Origin of the sequence: Micromonospora sp. NPDC005254, assembly GCF_042872525.1 — a bacterium.
Taxonomy (GTDB): Bacteria; Actinomycetota; Actinomycetes; order Mycobacteriales; family Micromonosporaceae; genus Micromonospora.
The window spans coordinates 215,529-238,761 of the sequence record NZ_JBIAKM010000007.1; the positions used below are offsets into that span (position 1 = coordinate 215,529).

Here is a 23,233-nt window from a genome sequence, read left to right on the forward strand (position 1 = left end):
GATGGACCGCACCGAGCGCGAACGGCAGGCCGCCCAGCGCCGCTACCTCGGCTGGGGCCTCGCCTTCGAACCCACCATGCCCGGGGTGGACCTGGCCCGGGACATCGTCTTCGACGACGGCCCGAACGGCCGGGCGCTGGCCCTCGTCGAGGGCACCGGCAACGTGGCGCAGAGCCTCGCGGTGGCGCTGACCACGCTGCGCGGCTCGAACGTCTTCGACGCCACCTTCGGCTTCGACGGGCTCAACGCCCTCGCCGAGCAGATCGAGCCGAATCTCATCCGCGAGCAGGTCCGCATCGGCATCATCACGCTGCTCGACCGCGATCCCCGGGTCCGCAAGATCGTCGACGTGAACCTCGACGACGGCCGACTCGGCGCGGGAAGTGCCGACGACGCGGCGGCGACCGCCCTGCGCTCGTCGCGCACCCTGCAGGTGCAGGTCCAGTTCGAAACCATCACCGACGACCGGCTCTCGGTGCGCCTCGGGGAGCTGCCCAGTGTCTGACCCGACCCTCCCGGCCGAGCTGGCCGATGTCCTCGCCGTCGACGCCGCCGCGCTGCGGGCCACCGGCTCGACCGGCTTCGGCATCGTCGAGACCGGCTTCGTGCCCAAGTCCTTCGCCCGCCTGCTCGCCGAGAAGCTGGCCACCGCCCGGCTGCTCTTCGGCGAGGACGTCGACCTGACCAGCGGCGCGGTGCTGCGCAAGGTCCTCGAACTGGCCGCCCTGGAGGACGCCCGACTGTGGGCGGCGCTCGGCGCGGTCTACGACAACTCCTTCGTCGTGTCGGCGACCGCCGACGCGCTGACCCGCCTCGGCGAGGAACTCGGCATCGCCCGGCCGTACCTGCCCGCGCGGGGCACGGTGAAACTGAAGCTGAAGGCTGCGCTGCCCGCCGGCCACACCCCACTCACGCTGCCCCGGGGCGCCCGGCTGTCCACCCCCGGCGGGCACCACGTGGCCCTGGACGAGACAGTGGTGCTCTCCGCCGCCGTCGGCGAGCGCGAACCGGCCGTCGCCGCCTTCTATCCCGGCCCGGCGCACAACCTCGACCCGACGCAGGCCAACCAGAAGATCGACCGCTGGAACCGGGCCGACACCCTGCTGGCCGACCTCGACGACGCCGAGCAGGCGGCCGGCAAGGAGCTGGTCGAGATCACCCACACCGTCGCGCTGACCGGGGGTGAACAGCAGGTCTCCGACGCCCGCTACCGGCAACTGCTGCTGGCCGCGCCCCGCTCGATCTGGACGGCCGAGGCGATCGGCCTGGCCGTGGCCACCGTGCCCGGCGTACGTCAGGTGCAGGTCTTCGACGGCCGGGGCGGGTTGGACCTCAACCAGTCGATCTTTGGCAACTTCAACTTCATCGAGCGGGTGTTCAGCACCGAACGCGACCTGGGTAACCCGTACTACGTCACGGTGCTCGTCGCGCCGACCGCCGCCGCCATCTGGGACGGGCCGGACGGGCTGCACGCCGCCGTCGAGTCCGTCATCGAGGACCTGCGCCCGGTGGGCATCTTCGCCTCGGTGGACCGGGCCGACGAGGTCGGCATCGGCGTCGAGGCGGACCTGGTGATCCGTGGCCTGCCGCTGCCCACCGGTTCGAAGGAGACGGTGAACGCGTCCACCGCCGCCACCGAGCTGCGCGCCCGGCTGCACGCGCGGCTGCGCCGCTACGTCGACGAGCTGCCCTTCGGTGAGCCGGTCCGGGCCGCCGAGGTGATCTGGACGCTGATGAACGAGCCGGGCGTCGCCGACGTACGCGGGCTGCGCCTCGTGCGGTTCCCGGCCGACTCGGCGGTGGTGGTGACCGGCAGCGCGCCCACCGGCGACGGGGTGCAGCGGCTGCCGGTCGGCGACAACGCGGTGCTCGCCGCCAACCAGGTGCCCGTCTACGTCGACCGGGACGATCCCCGGCCGTTCCGGATCGTCTGAGCGGGGGCGCGATGACCGACATCCGGGTGCCGGTGGACGGCGCCGATCCGTCCGTCGAACGCAACCTCGTCGACCAGTTGGAGGGCCCCTACCCGGGGACCGTCCGCCGGGTCGTCGTGCCGCTCGCCACCACCGGCGCCGCCGCGGTGGACTGGACCAGTCGGCACCCCCTGCTCACCGTCGTGCTGCGTCGCGACCTGGTCGAGGAGACCGTCCGGGTGAGCGTCACCGTCAACCCCGGCGGCGGCGGGGACGAGCGGGTGCTGCCGCCGGTGGTCTTCGCGCCCTGGTCCGCCGCGGGAGCGTCGGTGCCGGCGTACGCGCCGGACACCGCCGACGAGCCGCTGGTAGCGCCGTTTTCCGTCGCTGTGACGGCCGAGCGGGCCGTCGACGGGGCGGCCGCCACGGCGGTCACCGGTGCGGCGCTCACCGCCCTGGTCGAGCTGGCCGTCGTGGAGGGCAACCTGGGCCGGCTGCTCTACCTGGTGTCGTACGAGAAGCACCGGCTGCGCCGCACGGCGCGGGAGGTGCACGCCTACCGGACCCTCGCGCACGCCCGACGTGACGCGCTGGACCGGATCGGCGCGGACGTCGGGGTGGCCCGGTTCGTCGACGAGCTGGTGCACGAGCCGGCCAGCGGCGACGTGTACGCCCGCCGGCTGGCGCCGCCGGCCCGCGAGGCGGACGCCGCGTACGCCCACCGGTTGGGGCTCTACCGGCGGTTCCTGCTGCCCACTCCGGGCGCGATACGCCGGCTGCTCAACGGCCCCGGCGCGGACACCGACCCGAACGCGGGGCTCTTCGCCGACCTGCCCGGCGGCGCCCGGTTCACGCTGCGCGAGGAGGACGACCGGTTCGCAGTGGCGATCCGGCTGGTCGCCGCCGGTGATCCGCAGCACCGCACCAACTTCCTCGCCCAATTGCGCCGCGACCGCCTGGTGCTGCCCGCCAACACCCCGCCGAACAACACCACGCACGCCGCTCGGGCGCTGCCGTCCGGCCGGCTGACCGAGGTCACGGCGCTGCGCGCCAGCCTGCGGCAGTCGTACGCCTTCGACAGCGCGCACGCCATCGCGCCGCCGCTGGCCACCGCGCTGGACCGGGCCGGGCGGGTCTGCCGGGCGCTCGGCTCGACCCTGGTGTGGCAGGTGACCCGGGCCCAGGACGACGCCGGTGGCAGCCGCTACGAGCTGGGTCTCGGCGTGGACGTGAGCTGGCCGACCCCCGCGCAGGCCACCGACCTGCGCAACCGGGTGCTGAACACCGGTCGCGCGGTCACCGGCGACCGGACCGCCGAGGCCCTGATCGCCGCCGCCCGCGCCGCCGGTGTGCCCACGGTGGCGGCCGACGGCGAGGTGGCCTGGCTGTGGCGGGTGTGCGGGGTGCAGACCACGCACCGGATCAGCACCACCAGGATGTACCTGTCGCACCTGCCCACCCGTGGGCTGGCGGTGACCGCGCCGACGGCCGCCACGGTCGGCGCCGACGTGGCCGTCGAGGCGCAGTTCCACGCGCCCGGCGACCCGGGTGGCAACGCGCTGCTGCTGGCCGGCCTGGCCGCCGCGGCGACGGCGTGGACGGGCGCGGGGGAGCCGGCGTGGACGCCGATGACCGACGCGGCGGCCCGGACCCGGTGGGCGGGCGTACCGACCCGGCCGGCCGGGCAGCCGGTCGATGCGGTCCTGGCCGCCGCCGGCCTGCCCGCGGTACGCGACCCGGCGCCCGTGGTGGCCGCGCTGAACCGGCTCCCCGACGAGCTGGTGGAGACCATCGAGCTGCCGGCGGCGCTGGCGTCCGCGCTGATCGCCGGGCAGCCGGCCGCCGCCGACCGGCTGGCCCGGCTGGTCGGCCTGCTCCGCGACCAGCATCTCGCCGCCGCGCTGCCGCTTGTCGACACCGGCAACCGGGTGCTGCTGGTGTGCAGCGTGATCGGGCTGCCCCAGGCCGGGCTCAACCTGGCCGAGCGGCGGGCCACCGGCTTCCGCTGGTACACCGTGGGGCTCGGCGGCGGCACCGCGGACATCAAGGCGGTCGGCGCGCGGACCACGCTGCGCCCCACCCACGCCGGGCTGGTCGCCGTGGTGGCGCTGTCCTACGTGCGGACCGGGCTGACCGACCCGTACGAGTTCCGGGTGGAGCTGCCCGACGGGGTGGCGTTGACCCTGGCCCAGTACGAGCGGCTGATGAACACCCTGACGCGGGTCTGCCCGCTCGGCGTGGAGATCAACACCTTCGGCATCCGGCGTGACCACGTCGACCTCGACGCCGACGGCGACGCCGAGCCGCTGCGCCCGGCGGTGGCCCGGACCTTCCGCACCTTCCAGCAGCGCCGGCACCGCGGCGTGTACGACCAGCTCTGAGAGGGACATCATCATGGCGAGCGAGATCAACTACGACGGGGTGACCGTCACCGAGCTCTACCGGATGTTCACCGAACACGGCATCCCGCAGTCGGACGCCAGCGTGCTGGTCTCCTCCTGGATCTACGAGAACGTGGGCACCGCGAAGCGGGTGTTCAGCTACGCCGAGCCGTTCCCGGCGGTGGAGCCGGGCTGCGCGCCACCACCGTTCGCCCGCACCTTCGCCCACACCGACTGGGTCGACGGCGAGGACGTCGTGCAGGCCGGGCAGACGACCGGCGAGCAGGGCTTCAACGAGCGGTTCCACCGCATCGAGCACGACCTGGACCACCTCGGCACCGACCTGGCCAAGGCGTTCTCCTGCATGGCGGCGATGCGGGTGAGCCTGCGCCGGCTGCTCGACGAGATCCGCGCCGAGATCAACCGGCTGCACTCCACGGTGCACGAGACGAAGGTCAGCCCCGGCCCGTACCAGCTCGAGCAGATCCCCAACTACATCGGCACGCTCGACTTCGGCCGGTACATGGGCACCACGATGTTCATGGACAAGAAGGTCAGCATCTGGCAGACCAAGGCCGGCACGATCGTGCTGCCCGCCGTCGAGACCCTCGGCGTGGACGTGGTCGCCGGCCCGAAGGTCCGGGGCGCCGCCTACCTCGACCGGTACGCCGTCGAGAACGCCGACGTGCGGCAGCGCTTCCCGCGCGAGGTGAAGGTGGTGGAGTTCATCCGTACCTTCGGTGAGGACCAGGTGGCCGACGGCCGGACGATCCGCGACGTGCTCAAGGTGCTGCCGGCGGACAGCAGCTACCCGAGCGTGGACGCGATGGTCGTCGAGGTCAGCGAACGGGAGGCGGCAATCGTCCGGACCACGGCGGGCGCCCAGTCGGCGGTCTCCGCCGCGCTCGGTATCGACGCGGAACTGGAGAACGTCGCCGACGCCGACATCGCCATGCTCGCCGGGGTGCCCACCAAGGCCCGCGCGGCGCTGACCCGCGCCGGGATCAGCACGCTCGGCAAGCTGGCCGAGGCGCCGGCCGAGCGGGTGCTCGGCATCATGAAGGAGGCCGGGGTACGCGCCGACGTCGGCGACGCCGCCGAGTGGACCGGCTACGCCCGGACGCTGAGCAAGCTGCGCTGAACGGCCGGTCATCGCTCCGGCGAACGGCTGATCCCCGCCGTTCGCCGGGTCGGTGTGACGACACTGCGCTGGCGTGCGGACCGTCCACACCCGAGCGTGGAACTCCCACACCGGTGATCGGGTGCGAAGGGCGCAGGGATGGCAGTTCACGAGGTGACGCAGGACGTCCGCTCCGGGGCGCAGGAGGCCGGCGTGGCGCGACCAACCCGGTACACGCTGCGTCTGCTCGGCGGCTTCGGGCTGGAACGCGACGGCCGGTCCGTCGTGGTGCCGCAGGGCGCGCGCCGGCTGCTCGCCTACCTCGGCGTACGCCAGCGGTGCGCCCGCTGGGAGGCTGCCGGCACCCTCTGGCCCGGCTCGCACGAGGAGCGGGCCCGCGCCAACCTGCGCACCATGCTCTGGCGGCTGCACCGGGTCACCCCCGAGCCCCTCGTCGAGGAGGACGACCGACTGGCCCTCGCCGCCGGTGTGACCAGCGACGTCGCCACGCTCGGCGCGGCGTCCGCGGCGCTGCTGGCCGGCGGGGCGCCGGCGGGTGTCGGCGCGGGGGTGCCGGCGCTGGCGACGGGCGAGCTGCTGCCCGGCTGGTACGACGACTGGGTGCTGACCGAGCGGGAGCGGCTGCGCCAGACCCAGCTGTACGCGCTGGAGGCGTTGGCCGAACGGCTGACCGCGCAGGGACGCTTCAGCGAGGCGGTGCAGGTGGCGTTGACCGCCGTGCAGTTGGAACCGTTGCGGGAGAGCGCCACCCGCGTGCTGATCGCCGTGCACCTGGCCGAACGCAACATCAACGAGGCGGTACGCCGGCTGGAGCTGTTCCGCGCCGACCTGGGCCGGGAGTTGGGTGTCGCCCCGACCTCCTGGCTGGAGCACCTGGTGCGCGAGGGCCTGCGCCGGGACAGGTTCGTGCCCGCGTCGGGTCTCGGCGGCGGTACGCAGGCCTGACCCGGCAGGCGCGCGTCCCGGCTCAGCTCAGCTCAGTGCGAGTGGGCCGGCCGGTCCAGGATGGCGCTGAACCGCTCCTCGGCAAGGTCGAGCTGGCCGAAGATGTGGGCCTTCACCGCAGGCGAGAGCGGGGTGTCCGCACGACCGATCAGGTCCCGGAAGAGCGGCACCAGCGGCCGGTACTTCCGGGCCGACGAGACGACCTTCGGCCCGACGGTGTGGATCACCCCGACTCCGTTGTCGGTGAAGTCCGACACCTTGATCACCCGCGCCCAGGGTTCCCGGTCCAGGCTGACCGCCAGGTGCTCCCGGTACTGCTCGTTGCGGTCGCGCTGCGGGTCGTACATCGGATTGGTGACCGCGGCGACCAGGGTGGCCACCCGCGGCCCGAACCGCGCGGCGAGCGCGGCCAGCGCCGCGGCCCTCGGGTCGCCGCCGCCGTCGGCCAGCTCGGCCGGGTGGTCCTCCACCGCGTCGTGCAGCAGACCCGCGACGATCACGTCGACGTCGCGGACCTGGTAGTGGTGCATGAGCCGGATGGCGACCCGCAGCAGGTGGTTGAGGTACGGCTCGCGGACCCGCCGGTCGTCGCGGTGCAGCTCGGCGGCGAGGTCGAGCGCGGCGGACAGGCGGGCGCGTTCGCCGTCGTCGAAGCGCTCGACCTCCAGCCGGAAGCGCTCCAGCAGGCCCGGTTCGCCGTGGATCTCGGTGATCGCGTGCATCGGCATGCTGCCCAGGTGCGGCGGGAAGTCCATGCGTCACTTATAGCCGATCTTCCCCCCATCGATGGCCCGGTACGTCGCCGACCCGACCATGGCGAGTCGTCACAGCGGCAGCCGATCGGCCCCGGCGAGCGGGCCCACCAGGAGCGGGAGCAGCGGCGCCGGCAGGACCGGGTCGCGGCGCAGGGTGGGTGTCCAACCGGCGTCGGCGCCCAGGTCGGGGTCGTGCGCCGCGTTGTACGCCGTGAGCAGGTCGACCGGCCGGGCCGGGCCGGCGCCCTGGCGCACCCAGGAGCCGCACTCGGTGAGCGCGGTGCCGCCCCAGTCGTAGAGCAGGTCGGCCGGGTCCACGCCCGCGTCGAGGGCGAAGAAGTTGTTCTGCGCGTAGATCGCCGACTGCACACCGACGCCCATGGCGTACTGGAAGCCGTCGCCGCCCAGCCGGTACAGGTTGTTGTAGACGTCGACCTGACCGAACCGCACCCGCGGTAGCCGTTGCAGGACGCCGTCGAAGAGGTTGTGGTGCAGGGTGACCTTCAGCCGACCCACGTCCGGGCCGACCGTGTTGGACGAGCCGATCAGCATCAGCTTGTCCCGTCCGGTGAAGCGGTTCCATGAGGCGGTGACTCCGCTGGCGGTGTGCGTGACGTCCAGCGACCCGTCGTGCACCTGGTACGGCCGGCCGAAGTAGACGGGCTGGGCGCTGTCCGGGTTGTCGCCGTCGGTGAACGTGTTGTGGTCGACCCACACGTGCTCGCTGCGGCGTACCGAGATCTGGTCGTACTGGCTGTTCCAGTTGCCGGTGTCGCCGTCGGTGGGCGACCACGCGGGGAAGCAGTCCCGGGCGTCGACGAAGGTCAGGTTGCGCACGATGACGTTGGACGCCCGGTCGATCATGAGGGTGAGACCGGTCAGTCGCGCGCCGCGCAGGCCGACGATTGTGGTGTTGGGGCCGACGTTGATCTGGGTCTGGCGGGTCTGGTTGGCCACCGAGCGCACCCGGGCCTCCTCCAGCGGCCCGGCCGGTGCCACCCGACCCCAGACCGCCGGGTCGTACGCGGCCAGGTAGGCGTCCAGCCGGTACGCCGGGTCGGCCAGGTCGGCACAGCTCAGTGTTGTGCTGTCGGGCCCCTCGAAGCCGTCGACCGCGCCCGCCACGTAGATCAGCTTCGGCGTGGCGTCGGTGGCGTTGGCGGCGTTGTCGCCACCGAGGGCGGCGACCAGTTCGGCCCTGCTGCGGACCACCCGGGTCCGCTCCGGCGGCGCCGCCGAACCGCCTGTGGTGCCGACGCCCTCGGCCGCCCAGCCGTCCCGCTCCGGCAGGGCCTGCCGACCGAGGTGACGGGCCGACCAGGAGAGCCGATCGGCGGCGGAAGTGTCGGGGCGGGGAGCGGCGGCGGCAGGTGTGGCACCGACCAGGACGGCGATCACCGTCGCCCCGACGAGGGGTGCGCGCATTGATTTTCCCATTCGCTGGTGGTGGTTTCGGCATTCACCAGGAACGGTAGGTTCGCGGTTTTGTATCGGTCAATATAAATTGTTTGCAGAAATGTTGCAGTGGTGCCGGCCGCTAGTGGGCGGTCTCATCCCGCGCGGGTCGAACGTGCCGGAAGGCGACCAGCAGGGCGGTGACGAGAGCAGCCACCAGCAGGACCCTGATGACGATGAACAGCACCGCGTCGCCCGTGGAGTGGGGCGGGAAGATGTCCTTGACGAGCCAGCCGACCCCCAGCCCCAGCCCCAGGCAGGCGTGCATCGCGGCCCGCAGGCGGGGGAGCGGCTGCGGGCGGCCGAGGATCCGGGGTGCCACGGTGCCACCGCGGCTCCTGGCGAGCAGCACGGCGGCGACGGCCAGGTTGGCCACGCCGACCGCGACGGCCAGGGCCAGGTCAACTGTTCCCATGTGGACGCACGTTATCGCACGGACAGTCGCTCCGAGGGCCGCCTCTTTAGACGTCGGCCGCCTGCCCCGAGTGTCGGAGGAGGGGCGGGCACCGACCCGTCGCCTCCTTTGCTCTGCTTCAATCCAGGCAACACCTGCGGGGCAAAAGTGTTGCCTCGGTTGAAGCAGAGCAAAGGACAACCGGAGCACCCTCGCCACCGCGGGGCGACACCACTACGCCAGGTCCGCGCGGTACGCCGGCACGGCCCACGGCACGCCCTGCTCGCTGGGCAGCGCGCCCTGCTCGGCCGCCCGACGCAGTACCTCGACCACGCCACGGATCCGCAACACCCGCTCGTCACCGTCGCCCACCACGTCGACCAACTCTCCGCCGAGCAGTTGGGGCTCGGGCGCGGCCCGCAACGCGTCCAGCAGGGCGGTGAACGGCGCGGTACGGGTCAGCGGGGCGATCAGCGGCACCCCGGCCGGGTCGGCGCGGTGGGCGAGCAGGTTCTCCAGCAGGCCCCGTCGACCGGGGACGCGGCGGGTCACCACGTCACCGGGCAGGCGCAACCGGTCCGTCGGGTACTCCAGCACGGCCTGTCCCGTCGTGCCGGTCACCACCACCTCGCCCGCCACGAACTCCTCGGATGCCAGGGTGACCGCCGCCAGCACCGGTGGACCGGCGCGGAACCGCACCCGCAGCACCGCCGTGTCCTCCACCTCGATCGGCCGCACCCGGTAGCGCTCCACCTCGATGGCGACCGGCCACGGTGGTGCCCCGCCGAGCGTCTCGGCGACGGCCAGGCACTGCATCACCGCGTGCGCGAGCGGGTTGGCCAGCGCGCCGTCCAGCACCGGTCGGCCGTCCACGCTCCGGCGGCCGGCCCACGGGGAGCGGGCGTAGTAGGCGTCCGGCCGTTGCCACGCCGCGACGGTCGCGATGCCGGTGACCGCGCCGAGGCGGCCGGCGGCCAGCGCGTCGGTCAGCGCGGTCAGCGCCGCCGAACCGAGCGCCTGGAAACCGACCTGGGCCACCCGGCCGGTCGCCGCCATGGCGTCGGTCAGCTGGTCGTGCTCGGTTAGCGACAGCACCGGGGGCTTCTCCAGCAGCAGGTCCGCGCCGGCCGCGAGGGCGTCGCGGGCGATCGGCAGGTGCGTGTGCGGCGGGGTGCAGATCACCACCACCTCCGGTCGGGTGGCGGCGAGCATCGCCCGGTGGTCGGTGAACACCCCGACCCCGGGCGGCACCGGCGCCTCCCGCTCGTCGCGCACCGGTTGAACGTCGACCAGGGCGACCAGCCGCAGCCGGCCGCCGGCGTGCAGTGGCGCGATCACCCGCCGGTGCCAGTGGCCGTGCCCGTTCGCCCCGATCACCGCCACCGTCGGCGGCGGCGCCGACCCGTTCACGAGACGCCGGCCAGGACTGCCGAGGCCCCCGGGGCACCGGCCCACGCGGCACCGCTCACCGGGCACCGGCCAGGGTCGCCTCGACGCCGTGTCGTCCGAGCGCGGTGAGCCAGGCGGTCACCTCGGCGCGTACCTCGTCGTCGTCGGCCACCTCGGCCGGGATGACCTCGCGCAGCGCGAAGACGGCGTCCACCGCGCCGGCCGGGCTCCGCGCTCCGGCGTCCAGGGCGGACCGGATCGGCCCCGCGAGGGGGTCCTGCAACGGCAACGGTCCGCCGTCGTCGGCGTACCCCAGGGCGAAGCGCAACCAGGACGCCACGACCAGCGCGCCCCAGCGCGCGGACCGGCCGGCCGCGCGCAGGTCGGCGATGGTGTGCAGGATGCGCTGCGGCAACTTCTGCGAGCCGTCCACCGCGACCTGCAGGGTGCGGTGCCGGATCGCCGGGTTGGCGAACCGGGCGAGGACCTGCTCGCCGTAGTCGACCACGCGCACCCCGTCCGGCGGCGTGAAGCTGGCCGCGACGTCCTCGGCGATCAGCCGGCGCAGCACGTCGGTCAGGTGCGGGATCTCGAGGGCGTCGGCGATGGTCTCCCGGCCGGCCAGCGCGCCGAGGTACGCCACGGCCGAGTGCACGCCGTTGAGGGTGCGCAGCTTCAACCGCTCCCACGGCCCGGCGTCTCCGGTGAGCACCGCCCCGGCGTGCTCCCAGCCCGGCCGCCCGCCGGGGAAGTCGTCCTCGATCACCCACTGCGCGTACGGCTCGGCGGCCACCGCGGCCAGGTCGGTCACGCCGAGCGCCCGGCGGGCCGCGTCGATGGTCTCCGGGGTGCTGGCCGGCACGATGCGGTCCACCATGGTCCCGGGGCAGGTCACGTTGGCGACCACCCAGTCGACCAGCCCGGCGGGCACCCCGGCGGCCCGCTCGACCGCCTGGTCGACCAGACCGCGCAGCCGCCGGCCGTTGGCCGGCAGGTTGTCGCAGCTCACCAGCGCCAGCGGCCCGGCGTCGGCGGCGGCGCGGGCGGCCAGCCCGCGCAGCAGCAGCCCCGGCACGGTCGTCGGCGCCTGATGACCGGCGAGGTCCGCGGCGAGCGCGGCGTCCGGGGACAGTCGACCGGTCACCGGATCGAGGTGGTACGCCTTCTCGGTGACGGTGAGCGTCACGACGCGGACCGCCGGGTCGGCGAGCAACGCCACCACGGCGCCCGGGTCGCTGGGAGCATGCCGTACGCCGCTGAGCGCGCCCACCACCCGGGTGGTGGTGCCGGCGGCGGAGAGGGCGCTGACGCTGAACAGGTTGTCCTGGGCGGTGAGCGCCTCGACCAGGGCGGTGCTGCGCGGGGCGACGGCCATGATGCCCCAGTCGCCGCCGGCCGCGCCGACCGCCGCCTCGGTGTAGACGGCCTGGTGCGCCCGGTGGAACGCACCCAACCCCAGGTGTACGACGCCCGTCGGCACGGTGCCCGGCCGGATGAGGGGACGGGACTCGACGGGCAGGTGGCGCAGCACCCCCAGGCCGAGGCGGGACGCGCCGACGGTCACCGCCATGCCGGACCGTCCGGGAAGCGGAACTCGGCGATCGACGACGGGTTCATGGTGGCGCTGTAGCCGGGCCGGTCGGGCAGCAGGTAGCGGCCGCCGCGGGTGCGTACCGGGTCGACGAAGTGCTCGTGCAGGTGGTCGACGTACTCGATCATCCGACCGTCCAGGGCGGCGCCCACCCGCAGGTAGTCGAAGATCGCCAGGTGCTGGACGTACTCGCAGAGGCCGACGCCGCCGGCGTGCGGGCAGACCGGCACCCCGAACTTCGCCGCCAGCAGCAGCTCGGCCAGGACCTCGTTGACGCCGCCGACCCGGCACGCGTCGATCTGCATCACGCCGATCGCCTCGGCCTGGAGCAGCTGCTTGAAGATCACCCGGTTGGCGGCGACCTCGCCGGTGGCCACCCGGCACCGCCCGCCGGTCAGCTCGTCGACGGCGCGCGCGATCCGGGCGTGACCGAGGATGTCGTCGGCGTGGGTCGGCTCCTCGATCCAGTACGGGTCCACCTCCGCGAGGGCGGTCATCGCCGGGATCGCCTCGTCGACGTCCCACACCTGGTTGGCGTCCATCATCAGCAGCGCGTCCGGGCCGATCTCGGAGCGGATGATCCGGGCCCGGCGCAGGTCGTCGGCGAGCGGGCCGCCCACCTTCATCTTCATCGCCCGCCACCCGTCGTCGTACGCCTGCCGGGTCAACGCCCGCACCTTGTCGTCGGGGTAGCCGAGCCAACCGACCGAGGTGGTGTACGAAGGAAAACCGTCACGTTCGAGCGTGCTCAGTCGGTCGGCCAGGCCGTCGCGTCCCTTGTCGAGGATGGCCGCCGCGTCGTCCGGGGTGAGCGCGTCGGTGATGTGCTTGAAGTCGACGCTGGCGACCAGCTCGTCAGTCGGCAGTTCGGCGAGGAACCGCCACATCGGCTTGCCGGCGATCCTGGCCCGCAGGTCCCACACGGCGTTGACAAGCGCGCCGGTCGCCATGTGGATGACGCCCTTCTCCGGCCCCAGCCAGCGCAACTGCACGTCGGCGCTGAGCGAGCGCCAGAACGCCACGGGCTCGGCCGCGATCTCCTCGACCGTCCGACCCTCGACGTGGTGGGCCAGCGCCCGCACCGCCGCGCAGGTGATCTCGTTTCCCCGGCCGTTGGTGAAGGTGAACCCCGCGCCGACCGCCCCGGCGTCGGTGCCCAGCTCGACGTACGTCGCCGAGTAGTCGCCCCGGTTGATCGCGTCGGACCCGTCGCCCCGCGCGGCGGTCGGGAACCGCACGTCGTGCACCTCGACGGACGTGATGGTGACACTCACTGGTCGACCCCTCCGAAGTTGAAGACCCGCTTGGGCAGCCGGTACGCCAGGTCGACGATCGTCTCAGCCGCCTCGTCCAGCGGCAGCCGCTGCTCGGCGACCAACCGGGCCAGGAAGCCGGCGTCGACCCGGCGGGCCACGTCGTGGCGTACCGGGATGGAGCAGAACGCCCGGGTGTCGTCGACGAACCCGGTGGTGTTGTAGAAGCCGGCACTCTCGGTGACCGTCTCCCGGAACCGGCGCAGCACCTCGGGGGAGTCGAGGAACCACCAGGGCGCGCCGAGCAGCAGCGCGGCGTAGCCGCCGGCGAGGGGCGCGAGCTCACGGGTGAAGGTGTCCTCGTCGAGCGTGTAGAGCACCACCCGCAGCCGGGGGTCGTTGCCGTGGCGCTCCAGCAGCGGCGCGAGCGCGTGCACGTACTCGGTGGCCTGCGGCACGTCGCCGCCCACGTCGCGGCCGTGCCGGTCGTACAGCCAGCGGTTGTGGTTGCGCACCGCGCCGGGGTGCAGCTGCATGACCAGGCCGTCGTCGAGCGACATCCGGGCGAACTCCATGAGCATGTGCGCCCGGAACGCCTCCGCGTCGGCCGCGTCGGCCGTGCCGCACAGGCCCCGGTCGTACAGCCGGGCGGCCTCGGCCGGGGTCAGGTCCAGGGTGCGGGCGGTGGGGTGGCCGTGGTCCGACGAGGTCGCCCCGGCCGCGATGAACGCCGCCCGCCGGGCCCGCAGCGCGGCCAGATAACCGGTGTACGTGCCGGTGTCCTCGCCGGTCAGCGCGCCGAGGCGCGCCACGTTGGACGCCCAGCCCTCGTACTCCATGTCCACCACGTCGTCCGGGCGGAACGTGGTGACCACCCGGCCGCCCGGCCCGCCCCACCCGTCGGCGGCGAGCTTGGCGTGCTGCGCGAGGTCGTCCAGCGGCGACTCGGTGGTCGCGAGCACCTCGATTCCGAACCGCTCGAACAGCGCCCGGGGCCGGAATTCCGGCTCGGCGAGCCGGGCCGCGATCTCGTCGTAGACGGTGTCGGCGGTGGCTGGGCGCAGCGGTGTGTGCACCCCGAACACGGTGCGGAAGGTCTGCTCCAGCCAGAGCCGCGACGGGGTTCCCCGGAACAGGTGCCAGTGCGCGGCGAAGCGCCGCCAGATCACCCGCCCGTCGGTCTCCACCGGGCTTCCGTCGCGGGTCGGCACGCCCAGGTCCGACGGGGGGACGCCCTGACTGAGCAGCATCCTCGTCAGGTAGTGGTCGGGCACGATGAGCAGCCGCGCCGGGTCTGGAAAGGGCTGGTCCTGCGCGAGCAGGGCCGGGTCGACGTGCCCGTGCGGCGAGATGATCGGCTGCTGCGCCGCGAGGGCGTACAGCTCCCGGGCGATCGCGCGCTGCCCGGGCTCGGAGGGCAGGAGCAGGTCGGTGTGGTCGGACGTCGGCACGGGGCTGGGCTCCTCGTCGGTGGTCAGCGGGGGGTGAGCAGATCGGCGACCCGGACCGGTTGCCCGGTCTCGAAGGACCGGTTGGCGGCCAGGCCGGTGAGCAGGGCCAGCGCGCCGTCGTCGGCCGTCGCGGCGCGGCCCAGCGGATCGGGCTGGCCGCCGAGGAGCACCGCGGTCATCCGGGCGTCCGCGCCGCCGTGCCCGTGTCGGGTACGACCCTCGACGGGGATCTGCCGGGGCGGTTCCCAGAACGGGCGCAGGGTGAGCGTCGCGCCGCCCCCTTCGGCCGGCGCCTCGACGCCGTGCAGCGCGGCGCCCTTGACCGCGCCCGCGGTGCTTCGGTCGACGAAGTCGTTCTCGGTCACCTCCAGTTCGAGGCGCCCCCGGCTGCCGTTGACCATCACCCGGTAGCCCTCCCAGGGGGCGTACGCCGTGAGGTGGTAGGTCATCGTGGCGCCGGTGGAGTAGCGGGCGAGCACGGCCATGTCGTCCTCGATGCTCACGCCCGGGGCGAACACGTTGCGGTCGCGCTGGTAGCCGTCCTCGGCCTCGGCGTCGAGGTACAGCTCGCGCAGCCGGGGGTGGGCGTCCAGCCGCAGCGCGAACGGGTCGTCGACGGCGGCGGGGGAGCCGTACGCCCGCTCGTAGTCGCGGGCGTAGCCGTGCCGGCGACCGTCTTCGCCGTAGAAGAACAGGCGGCCGGCGGCGTAAACCTCGACCGGGGTGGCCCCCAGCCACCAGTTGACCAGGTCGAAGTGGTGGCTGGCCTTGTGCACCATCAGCCCGCCGGAGGTGGCCTTGTCGCGGTGCCAGCGCCGGAAGTAGTCGGCGCCGTGCCGAACGTCGAGCAGCCACTCGAAGTGCACCGAGCCGATCTCACCGACCGCGCCGTCGGCGAGCAGGCGGCGGACCTGCTCGTGCAGCGGGTTGTAGCGGTAGTTGAAGGCGACCGTCACCCGGCCGCCGGTCTCGGTCACCGCGTCCAGGATGCGTCGGCAGCGCGCGGCGTCGACGGTCATCGGCTTCTCGGTGACCACGTCCCGGCCGGCGCGCAGCGCGGCCACCACGTACTCGTCGTGGGTGACGTCCACACTGGTCACCAGCACGACGTCGACCCGCTCTTTGTCCAGCATGGCCCGGAACTCACCGGCCGGGTACGTCGGCGCCGGGCGGTGGCCCAGCTCGGCGAGCCAGCGGTTGTGCGCGTCCATCCGGGCCTGGTTCACGTCGGTGAAGGCGACCAGCTCGGTGGTGTCGGCGTGGTCGAGCACCAGGGCCCGCACGAACATCTCGGCCCGTGCGCCGGTGCCCACGACGGCGTACCGGACTCGCCCGTCGGATCTCGGTGACATGTGGTCGCCCCCAGGTGATCCCTGCAAAGGTTTGCAGTGAAGTAACCACGATCGATGCGATCGCGTCAACGCCAGCGGCGCAATCGGCGATAAATGTCAGTGTTTGCGGCGTTGTAGGTCACCACGGGGAGCGTCGACGCAACAGAACCGTAACCATTGACCGTTGACACTGGCGCAACCGTTTGCATTAATTGGCGGCACCCACGTGACCGTCGCCACATCGGACGAAGGGCCCGCCGTGCCAGTCACCATCCGGGACGTCGCCCGCGCCTCCGGGGTGCACATCTCCACCGTGTCCCGCACCTTCTCCGCCCCGCACCTGGTCAACCCGGAGACCCGGGTCCGGGTGCTCGCCTGCGCGGAAGACCTGGGCTACCGGCCGAACCGCGCCGCCCGGGCCCTGATCACCGGGCGGACGCACAACATCGGCCTGATCATCGCGGACATCGCGAACCCGTTCTTCCCGCCGCTGATCAAGGCGGCGGAGAGCCAGGCCCGCCATCGCGACTACCACGTCTTCGTGGCCGACACCAACGAGGACCCGACCGCCGAGGAGGAGTTGGTCCACGCGCTCGCCAAGCAGGTCGACGGGGTGCTGCTGTGCAGCCCACGGATGAGCAACAGCCTGATCGAGCAGCTCAGCCGGGAGGTGCCGTTGGTGGTGGTGAACCGCCAGGTGACCGGCCTGCCCTGCGTGCTGATGGACGTCGGGCAGGGCGCCCGGGCGGCGATCGAGCACCTGATCGGTCTCGGTCACCGCGGCATCGCGTTGCTCGGCGGCCCCCGCAGCTCGTGGACCAACCGGGAGATGCGCCGCGCCGCCGCCACGGCCGCCCGGAGCGGCGGCGCGGAGCTGACCGTGCTCGGCCCCAACGCGCCCACCGAGACCGGCGGCCTCGCCGTCGCCGACCAGGTGCGGCGCAGTGGCGTGACGGCCGTGCTCGCCTACAACGACCTGATGGCGATCGGCCTCATCGAGGGGCTGGACGCGCTCGGGGTCCGGGTGCCACAGGAGGTGAGCGTCGTCGGGGTCGACGACATCGCCCTGAGTCGGCTCACCCGCCCCAAACTGACGACGGTGGCCACACCCACCGGGGCCGCTGGCCGGACGGCCGTCGACATGCTGCTGCAACAGGACATCGAGTCACCGCGCGGCGCGCGGAGCCCCGGTGCCGGCACGGCGCTCGGCGTCCGTCGTACCACCGCACAGGTAATGCTCCAGACCGACCTGGTCATCCGCGACTCGACCGGCCCGGGCCCGCACGCCCGACCGGCACGTCCCCTGGCCGCGCCGCCTGGCCCGGACCCGCATTGCCCTGCGGGCCCGGGCGTCCCGACCGCGGCCACCGGTGACGCCGTCGCCTCCTAATGCCGAGGAGTGAGCGCACATGCACCCCGCAACGCCCCCCACCACTGACACGCCCGTCGGGCGCCATCACGGTACCCCGGTGCCCCGTCGGCGACTCCTGCGCGGCCTGCTCGCCGCGACCGTCGCCGCGCCGCTGATGTTCGGCGCTGCCGCCTGCGGAGACGACGACGGCGCCGCCGACCCGAACGCCCCGGTCAAGCTCTCGATCTTCTGGTGGGGCGGCGACGCCCGCGCCAAGCTGACCGAGGACGCCCTGGCCCTCTACACGAAGAAGCACCCGAACGTGACCTTCGAGAAGACCTGGCAGGCCAACCAGGGCTACTTCGACAAGCTCGCCACGCTCACCGCCGGCGGCAACCCGCCGGACCTGTTCCAGATCGACGACAACTACCTCGCCGAGTACGCGGCCCGCAGCACCACCCTCGACCTGAAGAGCTACCAGGACTCCGGCAAGCTCGACGTCACCAAGTTCCCCAAGAGCCTGCTGGAGTACGGCGTGGTCGATGGCAAGCTCGCCGGGGTGGCCGCCGGGGAGAACACCCAGGGCCTGGTCTACAACAAGACCCTGCTGACCAAGCACAACCTGCCCGAGCCCACCACCGGGATGACCTGGGAGCAGCACATCGCCTGGGCCGAGCAGGTCACCGCCAAGACCAAGGTGCCCGGCACCCAGGACCCGAGCGCCGACTACAAGGCGTACTGGATCTGGCTGCGCCAGCAGGGCAAGGACCTCTACAAGGGCAACGAGCTGGGCTTCACGGCCGAGGACGTGACCGCGTGGTTCGACCTGTGGAAGGGCGCCCGCGACCGCAAGGCCACCCCGACCCCCGACGTCATCCACGAGGGCAACTCCAGCGACGTCACCAAGCAGCTGGTGGTCACCGGCAAGGCCGGCACCAGTTGGGTCTGGGCCAACCAGATGCCCGACCTGAAGAAGAACACCAAGGACGAGCTGGGGGTCGTCGCCTATCCCGGTGACCCCAGCGCGCAGTGGGCCCGGGCCTCCATGTACTGGTCGGTCTTCAAGGGCAGCAAGAACAAGGACGTCGCCGTCGACGTGATCAACTTCCTGAACAACGACCAGGAGGCGGTCAAGCTGCTCGGCACCGACCGCGGTCTGCCGTCCAACCTGGACCTGCGTCGGGTGGTCAGCGACGACACCACCGACCCGGCGATGAAGCAGTCCATCGCGGTCGAGACCGAGCTGGCGCAGAAGTTCGGCCAGTCCCCGCAGGTGCCGATCAAGGGACACAGCAAGGTCAAGTCCGAGCTGGTCAAGGCCGCCGAGAACGTGCAGTACGGCCGGGCCACGTCCGCGCAGGCCGCCGCCCAGTTCGTCGAGGCGTGCAAGTCCGCCATCGCCTGACCGCCGCACGAGGCGAGGAGAGGAGCTGTTCGTGGCATTGACCACGGCGCCCGACCCGACCCGACGCGGCCCCGGATCCGGCCGGGCTCACGCCGAGAGGCGTGGGCCCGGCAGCATCCGGCACAGCGAAGGTCTGGCGGGGTACGTCTTCCTGTCGCCGTGGCTCATCGGCCTGATGGGTGTCACGGCGGTCCCCATGCTGCTGTCGCTCTACCTGAGCTTCACCAACTACGACATCCTCACCCCCTTCTCCGAGGTGCGGTGGGTGGGGTTGGCCAACTACGAACGGATGTTCACCGCCGACCCGTCGTACTGGCACGCGGTGCGGGTCACCCTGACGTTCGCGCTGGTCGCGGTGCCGCTGAAGCTGGCCGCCGCGCTCGGCGTGGCGTTGCTGCTCAACCGAGCCTGGCGCGGCGTCGGGCTGTTCCGCGGGCTGTTCTACCTGCCGTCGCTGCTCGGCGGCAGCGTCGCGCTGGCCATCGTCTGGGTCAACATGTTCAACCGCGACGGGGCGTTCAACTCGCTGCTGAGCCTCGTCGGCATCACCGGCAGACCGTGGGTCAACGACCCCGACTGGGCCCTGGAGACGCTGATGGTGCTCGCCATCTGGCAGTTCGGGGCGCCGATGGTGATCTTCCTGGCCGGGCTCAAGCAGGTGCCCACCGAGCTGTACGAGGCCGCCTCGGTCGACGGCGCCGGCAGGTTCCGCCAGTTCCGCAACGTCACGCTGCCGATGCTCTCCCCGGTCATCTTCTTCAACCTGGTGCTGGAGACGATCAACGGCTTCCAGGGCTTCACCGCCGCGTTCGTGCTCAGCAACGGCACCGGCGGCCCGGTCGACTCCACCCTCATGTACACGCTGAACCTCTACATCACCGGCTTCACCGACCTCAACATGGGCTACGCCTCGGCGATGGCCTGGGTGTTCCTGCTCGCCATCGCGGTCATCACCGCGATCTTCTTCAGCACCGGACGGTTCTGGGTGCACTACTCCGACGGGGAGGACCGGTGATGGTGGCGGTGAACCCGGCGGCCGCGGCGTCGACCACAGCGCCGCCGAACGCGCGTCGACGGCCGGGCGGCCGGTCCCTGCTGCGGCTGCTGATCCTGGTGGTGATCGTCGTCGTGGTGCTCTACCCGCTGATCTGGATGGTGGGCACGTCGCTGAAGTCCCAGGAGGAGATCGTCAACAACGTCGGGCTGCTGCCCGAGCGGTTCACCCCGGGCAACTACACCGCCGGATGGTCCAACTTCGACGTCAGCTTCGGCCGGTTCTTTCTCAACAGCGCGATGGTCAGCCTGCTCACCGTCGTCGGCAACGGGCTCTCCTGCCTGCTGGCCGCGTACGCCTTCGCCCGGCTGCGGTTCCGGCTGCGCGGCATGTGGTTCGCCGTCATGATCGGCACGCTGCTGCTGCCCCAGCACGTGCTGATCGTGCCGCAGTACATCCTGTTCCGGACGCTCGGGCTGGTCGGCGGCGACTGGCCGTACCTGCCACTGCTCATTCCGCAGTTCCTGGCCACCGAGGCGTTCTTCGTCTTCCTCATGGTGCAGTTCATGCGCGGCGTCCCGCGCGAGTTGGATGAGGCGGCCCGGATCGACGGCGCCGGCCCGTACGGCATCTTCCGGCACATCATCCTGCCGCTGAGCCGTCCCGCGCTGGTCACCACAGCGATCTTCTCGTTCATCTGGACCTGGAACGACTTCTTCCGCCAGTTGGTCTTCCTGTCCCAACTGGAGGACTACACCGTGCCGGTCGCGCTGACCCTGTTCATCGACTCGACCAGCCAGAGCGCGGTCGGGCCGATGTTCGCCATGTCGGTGCTGTCGCTGCTGCCGGTCTTCCTGTTCTTCGTCGCCTTCCAGCGGATGCTCGTCGAGGGGATCAACACCAGTGGCATCAAGGGCTGAGCCGGTCGACCCCGGCGGGCGGCGGGACTGGCGGGACGTCGCCCGTGACGCCGCCGACCTCGCGCTGCTCGGCATCCTGCTGACCCTCGCCGCGGCACCGGTGCTCACCGCCGCCGCGGCCGTCGCCGCGGCCAGCGCGGCCGTGCACGACTGGACGCGTACCGGCAGCTGGCCGTCGACGCGGGCCACCGCGCGCCGGTTCGGCCGCGCGGTGCTGCCCGGCGTGCCGGTCAGTCTGCTCGCGCTCACCGTGGCCGGGCTGCTCGCCGCCGACCTGGCGGCGCTGGCCGCCGGCCGGGTGCCGGGCGGCCCGCCGGCGCTGGCGGTGACCGCGCTGGTCGCGGCCGGTCTGGCCGGGTACGCCGGGCTGGTCGTCGTCGAGGTGGGCGGCGACGGGGGCGGGCGGTGGCGGGTCGCGGCCCGCTCCGCCGCCCGCGCCTGCCTCGACGCGCCGACCCGCTGGGCCGCGCTCACCGGGGTGACCGCGCTGGCCGGGTTGCTCGCCGTCCTGGTATCCCCGGCCGCCGTGCCGATCCTCGCCGGCTACACCGTGGCCGCCCTGCACGCCGTCGCCAGCCGCCGGCCGGCCCTCGCCGGTATCGACGGCGGCCGCCCGGCTCTCGCCGGTGTCGACGGCGGCCGCTCGACTCTCGCTGGCACCGACGGCCGTCGGCCGATCTCCGCCGGTGTCGCCGGTCCCCGGCCGGTCTCCGCCCAGCCGGAGCTGCCGTGAGCGCCGATCCGGCCGCCGCCGGCGGTGACGCGGCGGCCCGTACCGGCCCCGACCAGGTCGAGACGGCCGCCGAGGAGCCGGCGCGACTGCTGGTCGGCGGGACGGAGGTGGCCCGGTACGTGGTGGACCCGGCGCTGGACGCGCGGCACGGGCCCCGGCCGTACCTGCACCCGGTACGCACCCTCGGCGGCACGGTGGTCACCGACGCGCTTCCCGCCGACCACGTGTGGCACCTCGGCGCCTCCCTCGCCGTGCAGGACGTCAACGGCAGCAACCTCTGGGGCGGGCGCACCTACGTGCGCGACGTCGGCTACACGTGGCGCGACGACCACGGCGTCATCGCGCACACCGGCTGGTCCGAGCGGGCCGTCGACCGGCTGGCGCACCGGCTGCAGTGGCGCGACCGGCACGGGTCGGTGCTGCTCACGGAGCAGCGGCGGCTCGCCGCCGTTCCGCTGACCGGCGGCGTGTCGGCCTGGCGGCTGGAGATGGACTACACGCTCAGCGCCCCGGCGGAGCAGGACGTGCGGCTGGGCAGCCCCGCCACCAACGGCCGCCCCGGCGGGGCCGGCTACGGGGGGTTTTTCTGGCGGGCGGTCTCGGCCTCGCCCGCGTCGGTGTTCAGCGCCTCGGCGACGGGGGAGGAGGCGGTCAACGGCTCCGCCGAGCCGTGGATTGCGCTCTGCGGCACCGGGCCGGACGGTCGGGCGTACACCCTGGTCTTTACCGGTCTCGGGGTCGACGACCGGTGGTTCGTGCGGACCGCGATGTACCCGGGTGTGGGGGTGGCGTTCGCCTTCGAACGGCCGGTCACCATCGCGGCTGGCCTGCAGCGGCAGGGCCGGCACGGCGTGGTCGTCGCCGATGGAGCCCTGGACCCTGCCACCGCCGCGGCAGTGGCCGCGAACTCCGCCCGTGTTGACGTGGTGAGCGGTGATCATGTGGTGAAACAGAGGTCAACGAGCGGTTGATCCACTCCAGGTCGCCGACATGGGGGTGTCCGGGCGTCTGGATGCCCCCATATCGGCGATATGGTGTGGATCAACCGCACAGGGGGTCGCGTTTGTCAGCGGGTGGGCAGGGCGGCGGTCACCCGCACGGACTTGACGATGGCGGGGATGGAGCCGATCAGCAGGACCAGACCCCAGATGATGGCCACGATGGCGAAGACCAGCGCGCCCACGTCGTCGAGGATGCTCACCACGATGACCGGGACGAGCCGGTGCAGGAACTCCAGCACGACGGTGCAAAGCAGGGTGGTGAGCGCCAGCAGCACGAGGCCCTTGTTCTGCGCGAACCGTGGCTGGGCGAGCAGCAGCAGCACCACCCAGACCAGCTTCAGCAGCAGCGCCAGCCCCAGCAGCAGGCTCGCCTCACCCACCGGGAAGAAGCCCCACAACGCCAGGTACGCCAGGGTGCCGAACGGCACGGCCAAAAACAGCGACACCATGATGGTCAGCTCCACGAAGGCGATGATCAGCAGCACGAGCGAGCCCAGGATGAGCAGGATCGAGAAGATCAGCGTCGCCACACCCTGGATCCGGCCCTGCACCCGCTCGGGCACGACCAGGCTCAGGCAGAACAGACCGGTGGTCCACAGCGCCACCACGTCGATCAGCGCCAGGTAGCTCGTACCCCGCCCGGAGGGCTCGCTGATTCCGCCGGCGTCCACCTCCACGCCGAGGTCCGCCGCGCCGGCCAGCAGCGCGCCGGTGGCGTCCCCGCCCCCGGTGAGCAGTGACGATCCGACCTCGACGAGGACCACCAGCGTGACCGCGACCAGCGCGAGCAGCAGGAAGGGCTTGCGCAGGTCACCCATGTCGGGCCTCCT

At 72.7% G+C, this 23,233-nt stretch carries 20 protein-coding genes; 11 read left to right on the plus strand and 9 right to left on the minus strand.

Annotated features, from left to right (window positions below; genetic code table 11):
- Position 1: 1 nt before the first annotated feature.
- From ACFYPR_RS22365 to ACFYPR_RS22385, 5 genes are all read left to right on the plus strand, one after another.
- Complete coding sequence (locus tag ACFYPR_RS22365; protein WP_355065212.1) at positions 2-505, plus strand: hypothetical protein; 504 nt, start codon at positions 2-4, stop codon at positions 503-505.
- On the plus strand, positions 498-1,934 hold the full coding sequence (locus tag ACFYPR_RS22370) for a baseplate J/gp47 family protein (RefSeq protein WP_354862312.1): 1,437 nt from the start codon (positions 498-500) through the stop codon (positions 1,932-1,934). Before ACFYPR_RS22365 ends, ACFYPR_RS22370 begins: the two co-directional genes overlap by 8 nt.
- An 11-nt stretch (positions 1,935-1,945) precedes the next feature.
- The gene (locus ACFYPR_RS22375; protein WP_387262216.1) at positions 1,946-4,294 is read left to right on the plus strand and encodes a hypothetical protein; all 2,349 of its coding nucleotides are present in this window, start codon (positions 1,946-1,948) and stop codon (positions 4,292-4,294) included.
- Between the two features lie 13 nt (positions 4,295-4,307).
- A complete protein-coding gene (locus tag ACFYPR_RS22380) occupies positions 4,308-5,435 on the plus strand; it encodes a hypothetical protein (protein WP_354862309.1) in 1,128 nt (375 codons plus the stop codon).
- Positions 5,436-5,573: 138 nt separating this feature from the next.
- On the plus strand, positions 5,574-6,380 hold the full coding sequence (locus ACFYPR_RS22385) for a BTAD domain-containing putative transcriptional regulator (protein WP_355137404.1): 807 nt from the start codon (positions 5,574-5,576) through the stop codon (positions 6,378-6,380).
- A gap of 32 nt (positions 6,381-6,412) precedes the next feature.
- Here ACFYPR_RS22385 and ACFYPR_RS22390 read toward each other — a convergent pair whose 3' ends face one another.
- The 8 genes from ACFYPR_RS22390 to ACFYPR_RS22425 form a co-directional block, all read right to left on the minus strand.
- On the minus strand, positions 6,413-7,135 hold the full coding sequence (locus tag ACFYPR_RS22390) for an HD domain-containing protein (protein ID WP_354862305.1): 723 nt from the start codon (positions 7,133-7,135) through the stop codon (positions 6,413-6,415).
- A 69-nt stretch (positions 7,136-7,204) separates the two neighbouring features.
- Positions 7,205-8,560, minus strand: coding sequence for a polysaccharide lyase family 1 protein (locus ACFYPR_RS22395; protein WP_387262219.1), 1,356 nt, complete (start codon positions 8,558-8,560; stop codon positions 7,205-7,207).
- 112 nt (positions 8,561-8,672) lie between these two features.
- The gene (locus ACFYPR_RS22400) at positions 8,673-9,005 is read right to left on the minus strand and encodes a hypothetical protein (protein ID WP_354862302.1); all 333 of its coding nucleotides are present in this window, start codon (positions 9,003-9,005) and stop codon (positions 8,673-8,675) included.
- 213 nt (positions 9,006-9,218) lie between these two features.
- The gene (locus tag ACFYPR_RS22405; protein WP_387262221.1) at positions 9,219-10,394 is read right to left on the minus strand and encodes a Gfo/Idh/MocA family protein; all 1,176 of its coding nucleotides are present in this window, start codon (positions 10,392-10,394) and stop codon (positions 9,219-9,221) included.
- Positions 10,395-10,449: 55 nt separating this feature from the next.
- The gene (locus ACFYPR_RS22410) at positions 10,450-11,943 is read right to left on the minus strand and encodes a mannitol dehydrogenase family protein (protein WP_387179699.1); all 1,494 of its coding nucleotides are present in this window, start codon (positions 11,941-11,943) and stop codon (positions 10,450-10,452) included.
- Positions 11,934-13,238 (minus strand): enolase C-terminal domain-like protein, encoded by a 1,305-nt coding sequence (locus ACFYPR_RS22415; protein WP_387262224.1) that lies wholly within the window; start codon positions 13,236-13,238, stop codon positions 11,934-11,936. Before ACFYPR_RS22415 ends, ACFYPR_RS22410 begins: the two co-directional genes overlap by 10 nt.
- Positions 13,235-14,668: a glucuronate isomerase gene (gene uxaC, locus ACFYPR_RS22420; protein ID WP_387262226.1), complete on the minus strand. Its 1,434-nt coding sequence runs from the start codon at positions 14,666-14,668 to the stop codon at positions 13,235-13,237. The genes ACFYPR_RS22415 and uxaC overlap by 4 nt, the downstream gene beginning before the upstream one ends.
- Positions 14,669-14,691: 23 nt before the next feature.
- Entirely contained in the window at positions 14,692-16,020 is a 1,329-nt protein-coding gene (locus tag ACFYPR_RS22425; RefSeq protein WP_387262229.1) for a Gfo/Idh/MocA family protein, read from the minus strand.
- Between the two features lie 238 nt (positions 16,021-16,258).
- On the opposite strand from ACFYPR_RS22425, the gene ACFYPR_RS22430 reads away from it, so the two are divergent.
- From ACFYPR_RS22430 to ACFYPR_RS22455, 6 genes are read left to right on the plus strand one after another with little or no spacing between them, the layout of a single operon-like run.
- On the plus strand, positions 16,259-17,389 hold the full coding sequence (locus ACFYPR_RS22430) for a LacI family DNA-binding transcriptional regulator (RefSeq protein ID WP_355065233.1): 1,131 nt from the start codon (positions 16,259-16,261) through the stop codon (positions 17,387-17,389).
- 19 nt (positions 17,390-17,408) lie between these two features.
- Positions 17,409-18,755 (plus strand): extracellular solute-binding protein, encoded by a 1,347-nt coding sequence (locus tag ACFYPR_RS22435; protein WP_355065235.1) that lies wholly within the window; start codon positions 17,409-17,411, stop codon positions 18,753-18,755.
- A 31-nt stretch (positions 18,756-18,786) separates the two neighbouring features.
- Positions 18,787-19,770, plus strand: coding sequence for a sugar ABC transporter permease (locus ACFYPR_RS22440; RefSeq protein ID WP_363941924.1), 984 nt, complete (start codon positions 18,787-18,789; stop codon positions 19,768-19,770).
- Positions 19,770-20,669, plus strand: a complete 900-nt coding sequence (locus ACFYPR_RS22445) for a carbohydrate ABC transporter permease (RefSeq protein ID WP_387262465.1) — start codon at positions 19,770-19,772, stop codon at positions 20,667-20,669. Before ACFYPR_RS22440 ends, ACFYPR_RS22445 begins: the two co-directional genes overlap by 1 nt.
- A complete protein-coding gene (locus tag ACFYPR_RS22450) occupies positions 20,653-21,402 on the plus strand; it encodes a hypothetical protein (protein ID WP_387262232.1) in 750 nt (249 codons plus the stop codon). The genes ACFYPR_RS22445 and ACFYPR_RS22450 overlap by 17 nt, the downstream gene beginning before the upstream one ends.
- Entirely contained in the window at positions 21,399-22,373 is a 975-nt protein-coding gene (locus tag ACFYPR_RS22455) for a PmoA family protein (protein ID WP_355137385.1), read from the plus strand. Before ACFYPR_RS22450 ends, ACFYPR_RS22455 begins: the two co-directional genes overlap by 4 nt.
- 95 nt (positions 22,374-22,468) lie before the next feature.
- Here the strand turns inward: ACFYPR_RS22455 and ACFYPR_RS22460 are convergent, their stop codons facing one another.
- On the minus strand, positions 22,469-23,221 hold the full coding sequence (locus ACFYPR_RS22460; protein WP_387262235.1) for a hypothetical protein: 753 nt from the start codon (positions 23,219-23,221) through the stop codon (positions 22,469-22,471).
- Positions 23,222-23,233: the final 12 nt, after the last annotated feature.

Bases quoted from the DNA above. Each gene is read 5' to 3' on its own strand.
- ACFYPR_RS22365 (WP_355065212.1), top strand. From the start codon at position 2: ATGGACCGCACCGAGCGCGAACGGCAGGCCGCCCAGCGCCGCTACCTC.
- ACFYPR_RS22445 (WP_387262465.1), top strand. From the start codon at position 19,770: ATGGTGGCGGTGAACCCGGCGGCCGCGGCGTCGACCACAGCGCCGCCG.
- ACFYPR_RS22390 (WP_354862305.1), bottom strand. From the start codon at position 7,135: ATGGACTTCCCGCCGCACCTGGGCAGCATGCCGATGCACGCGATCACC.
- ACFYPR_RS22460 (WP_387262235.1), bottom strand. From the start codon at position 23,221: ATGGGTGACCTGCGCAAGCCCTTCCTGCTGCTCGCGCTGGTCGCGGTC.
- ACFYPR_RS22435 (WP_355065235.1), top strand. From the start codon at position 17,409: ATGCACCCCGCAACGCCCCCCACCACTGACACGCCCGTCGGGCGCCAT.
- ACFYPR_RS22400 (WP_354862302.1), bottom strand. From the start codon at position 9,005: ATGGGAACAGTTGACCTGGCCCTGGCCGTCGCGGTCGGCGTGGCCAAC.
- ACFYPR_RS22380 (WP_354862309.1), top strand. From the start codon at position 4,308: ATGGCGAGCGAGATCAACTACGACGGGGTGACCGTCACCGAGCTCTAC.
- ACFYPR_RS22395 (WP_387262219.1), bottom strand. From the start codon at position 8,560: ATGCGCGCACCCCTCGTCGGGGCGACGGTGATCGCCGTCCTGGTCGGT.
- ACFYPR_RS22425 (WP_387262229.1), bottom strand. From the start codon at position 16,020: ATGTCACCGAGATCCGACGGGCGAGTCCGGTACGCCGTCGTGGGCACC.
- ACFYPR_RS22375 (WP_387262216.1), top strand. From the start codon at position 1,946: ATGACCGACATCCGGGTGCCGGTGGACGGCGCCGATCCGTCCGTCGAA.
- ACFYPR_RS22385 (WP_355137404.1), top strand. From the start codon at position 5,574: ATGGCAGTTCACGAGGTGACGCAGGACGTCCGCTCCGGGGCGCAGGAG.
- ACFYPR_RS22410 (WP_387179699.1), bottom strand. From the start codon at position 11,943: ATGGCGGTGACCGTCGGCGCGTCCCGCCTCGGCCTGGGGGTGCTGCGC.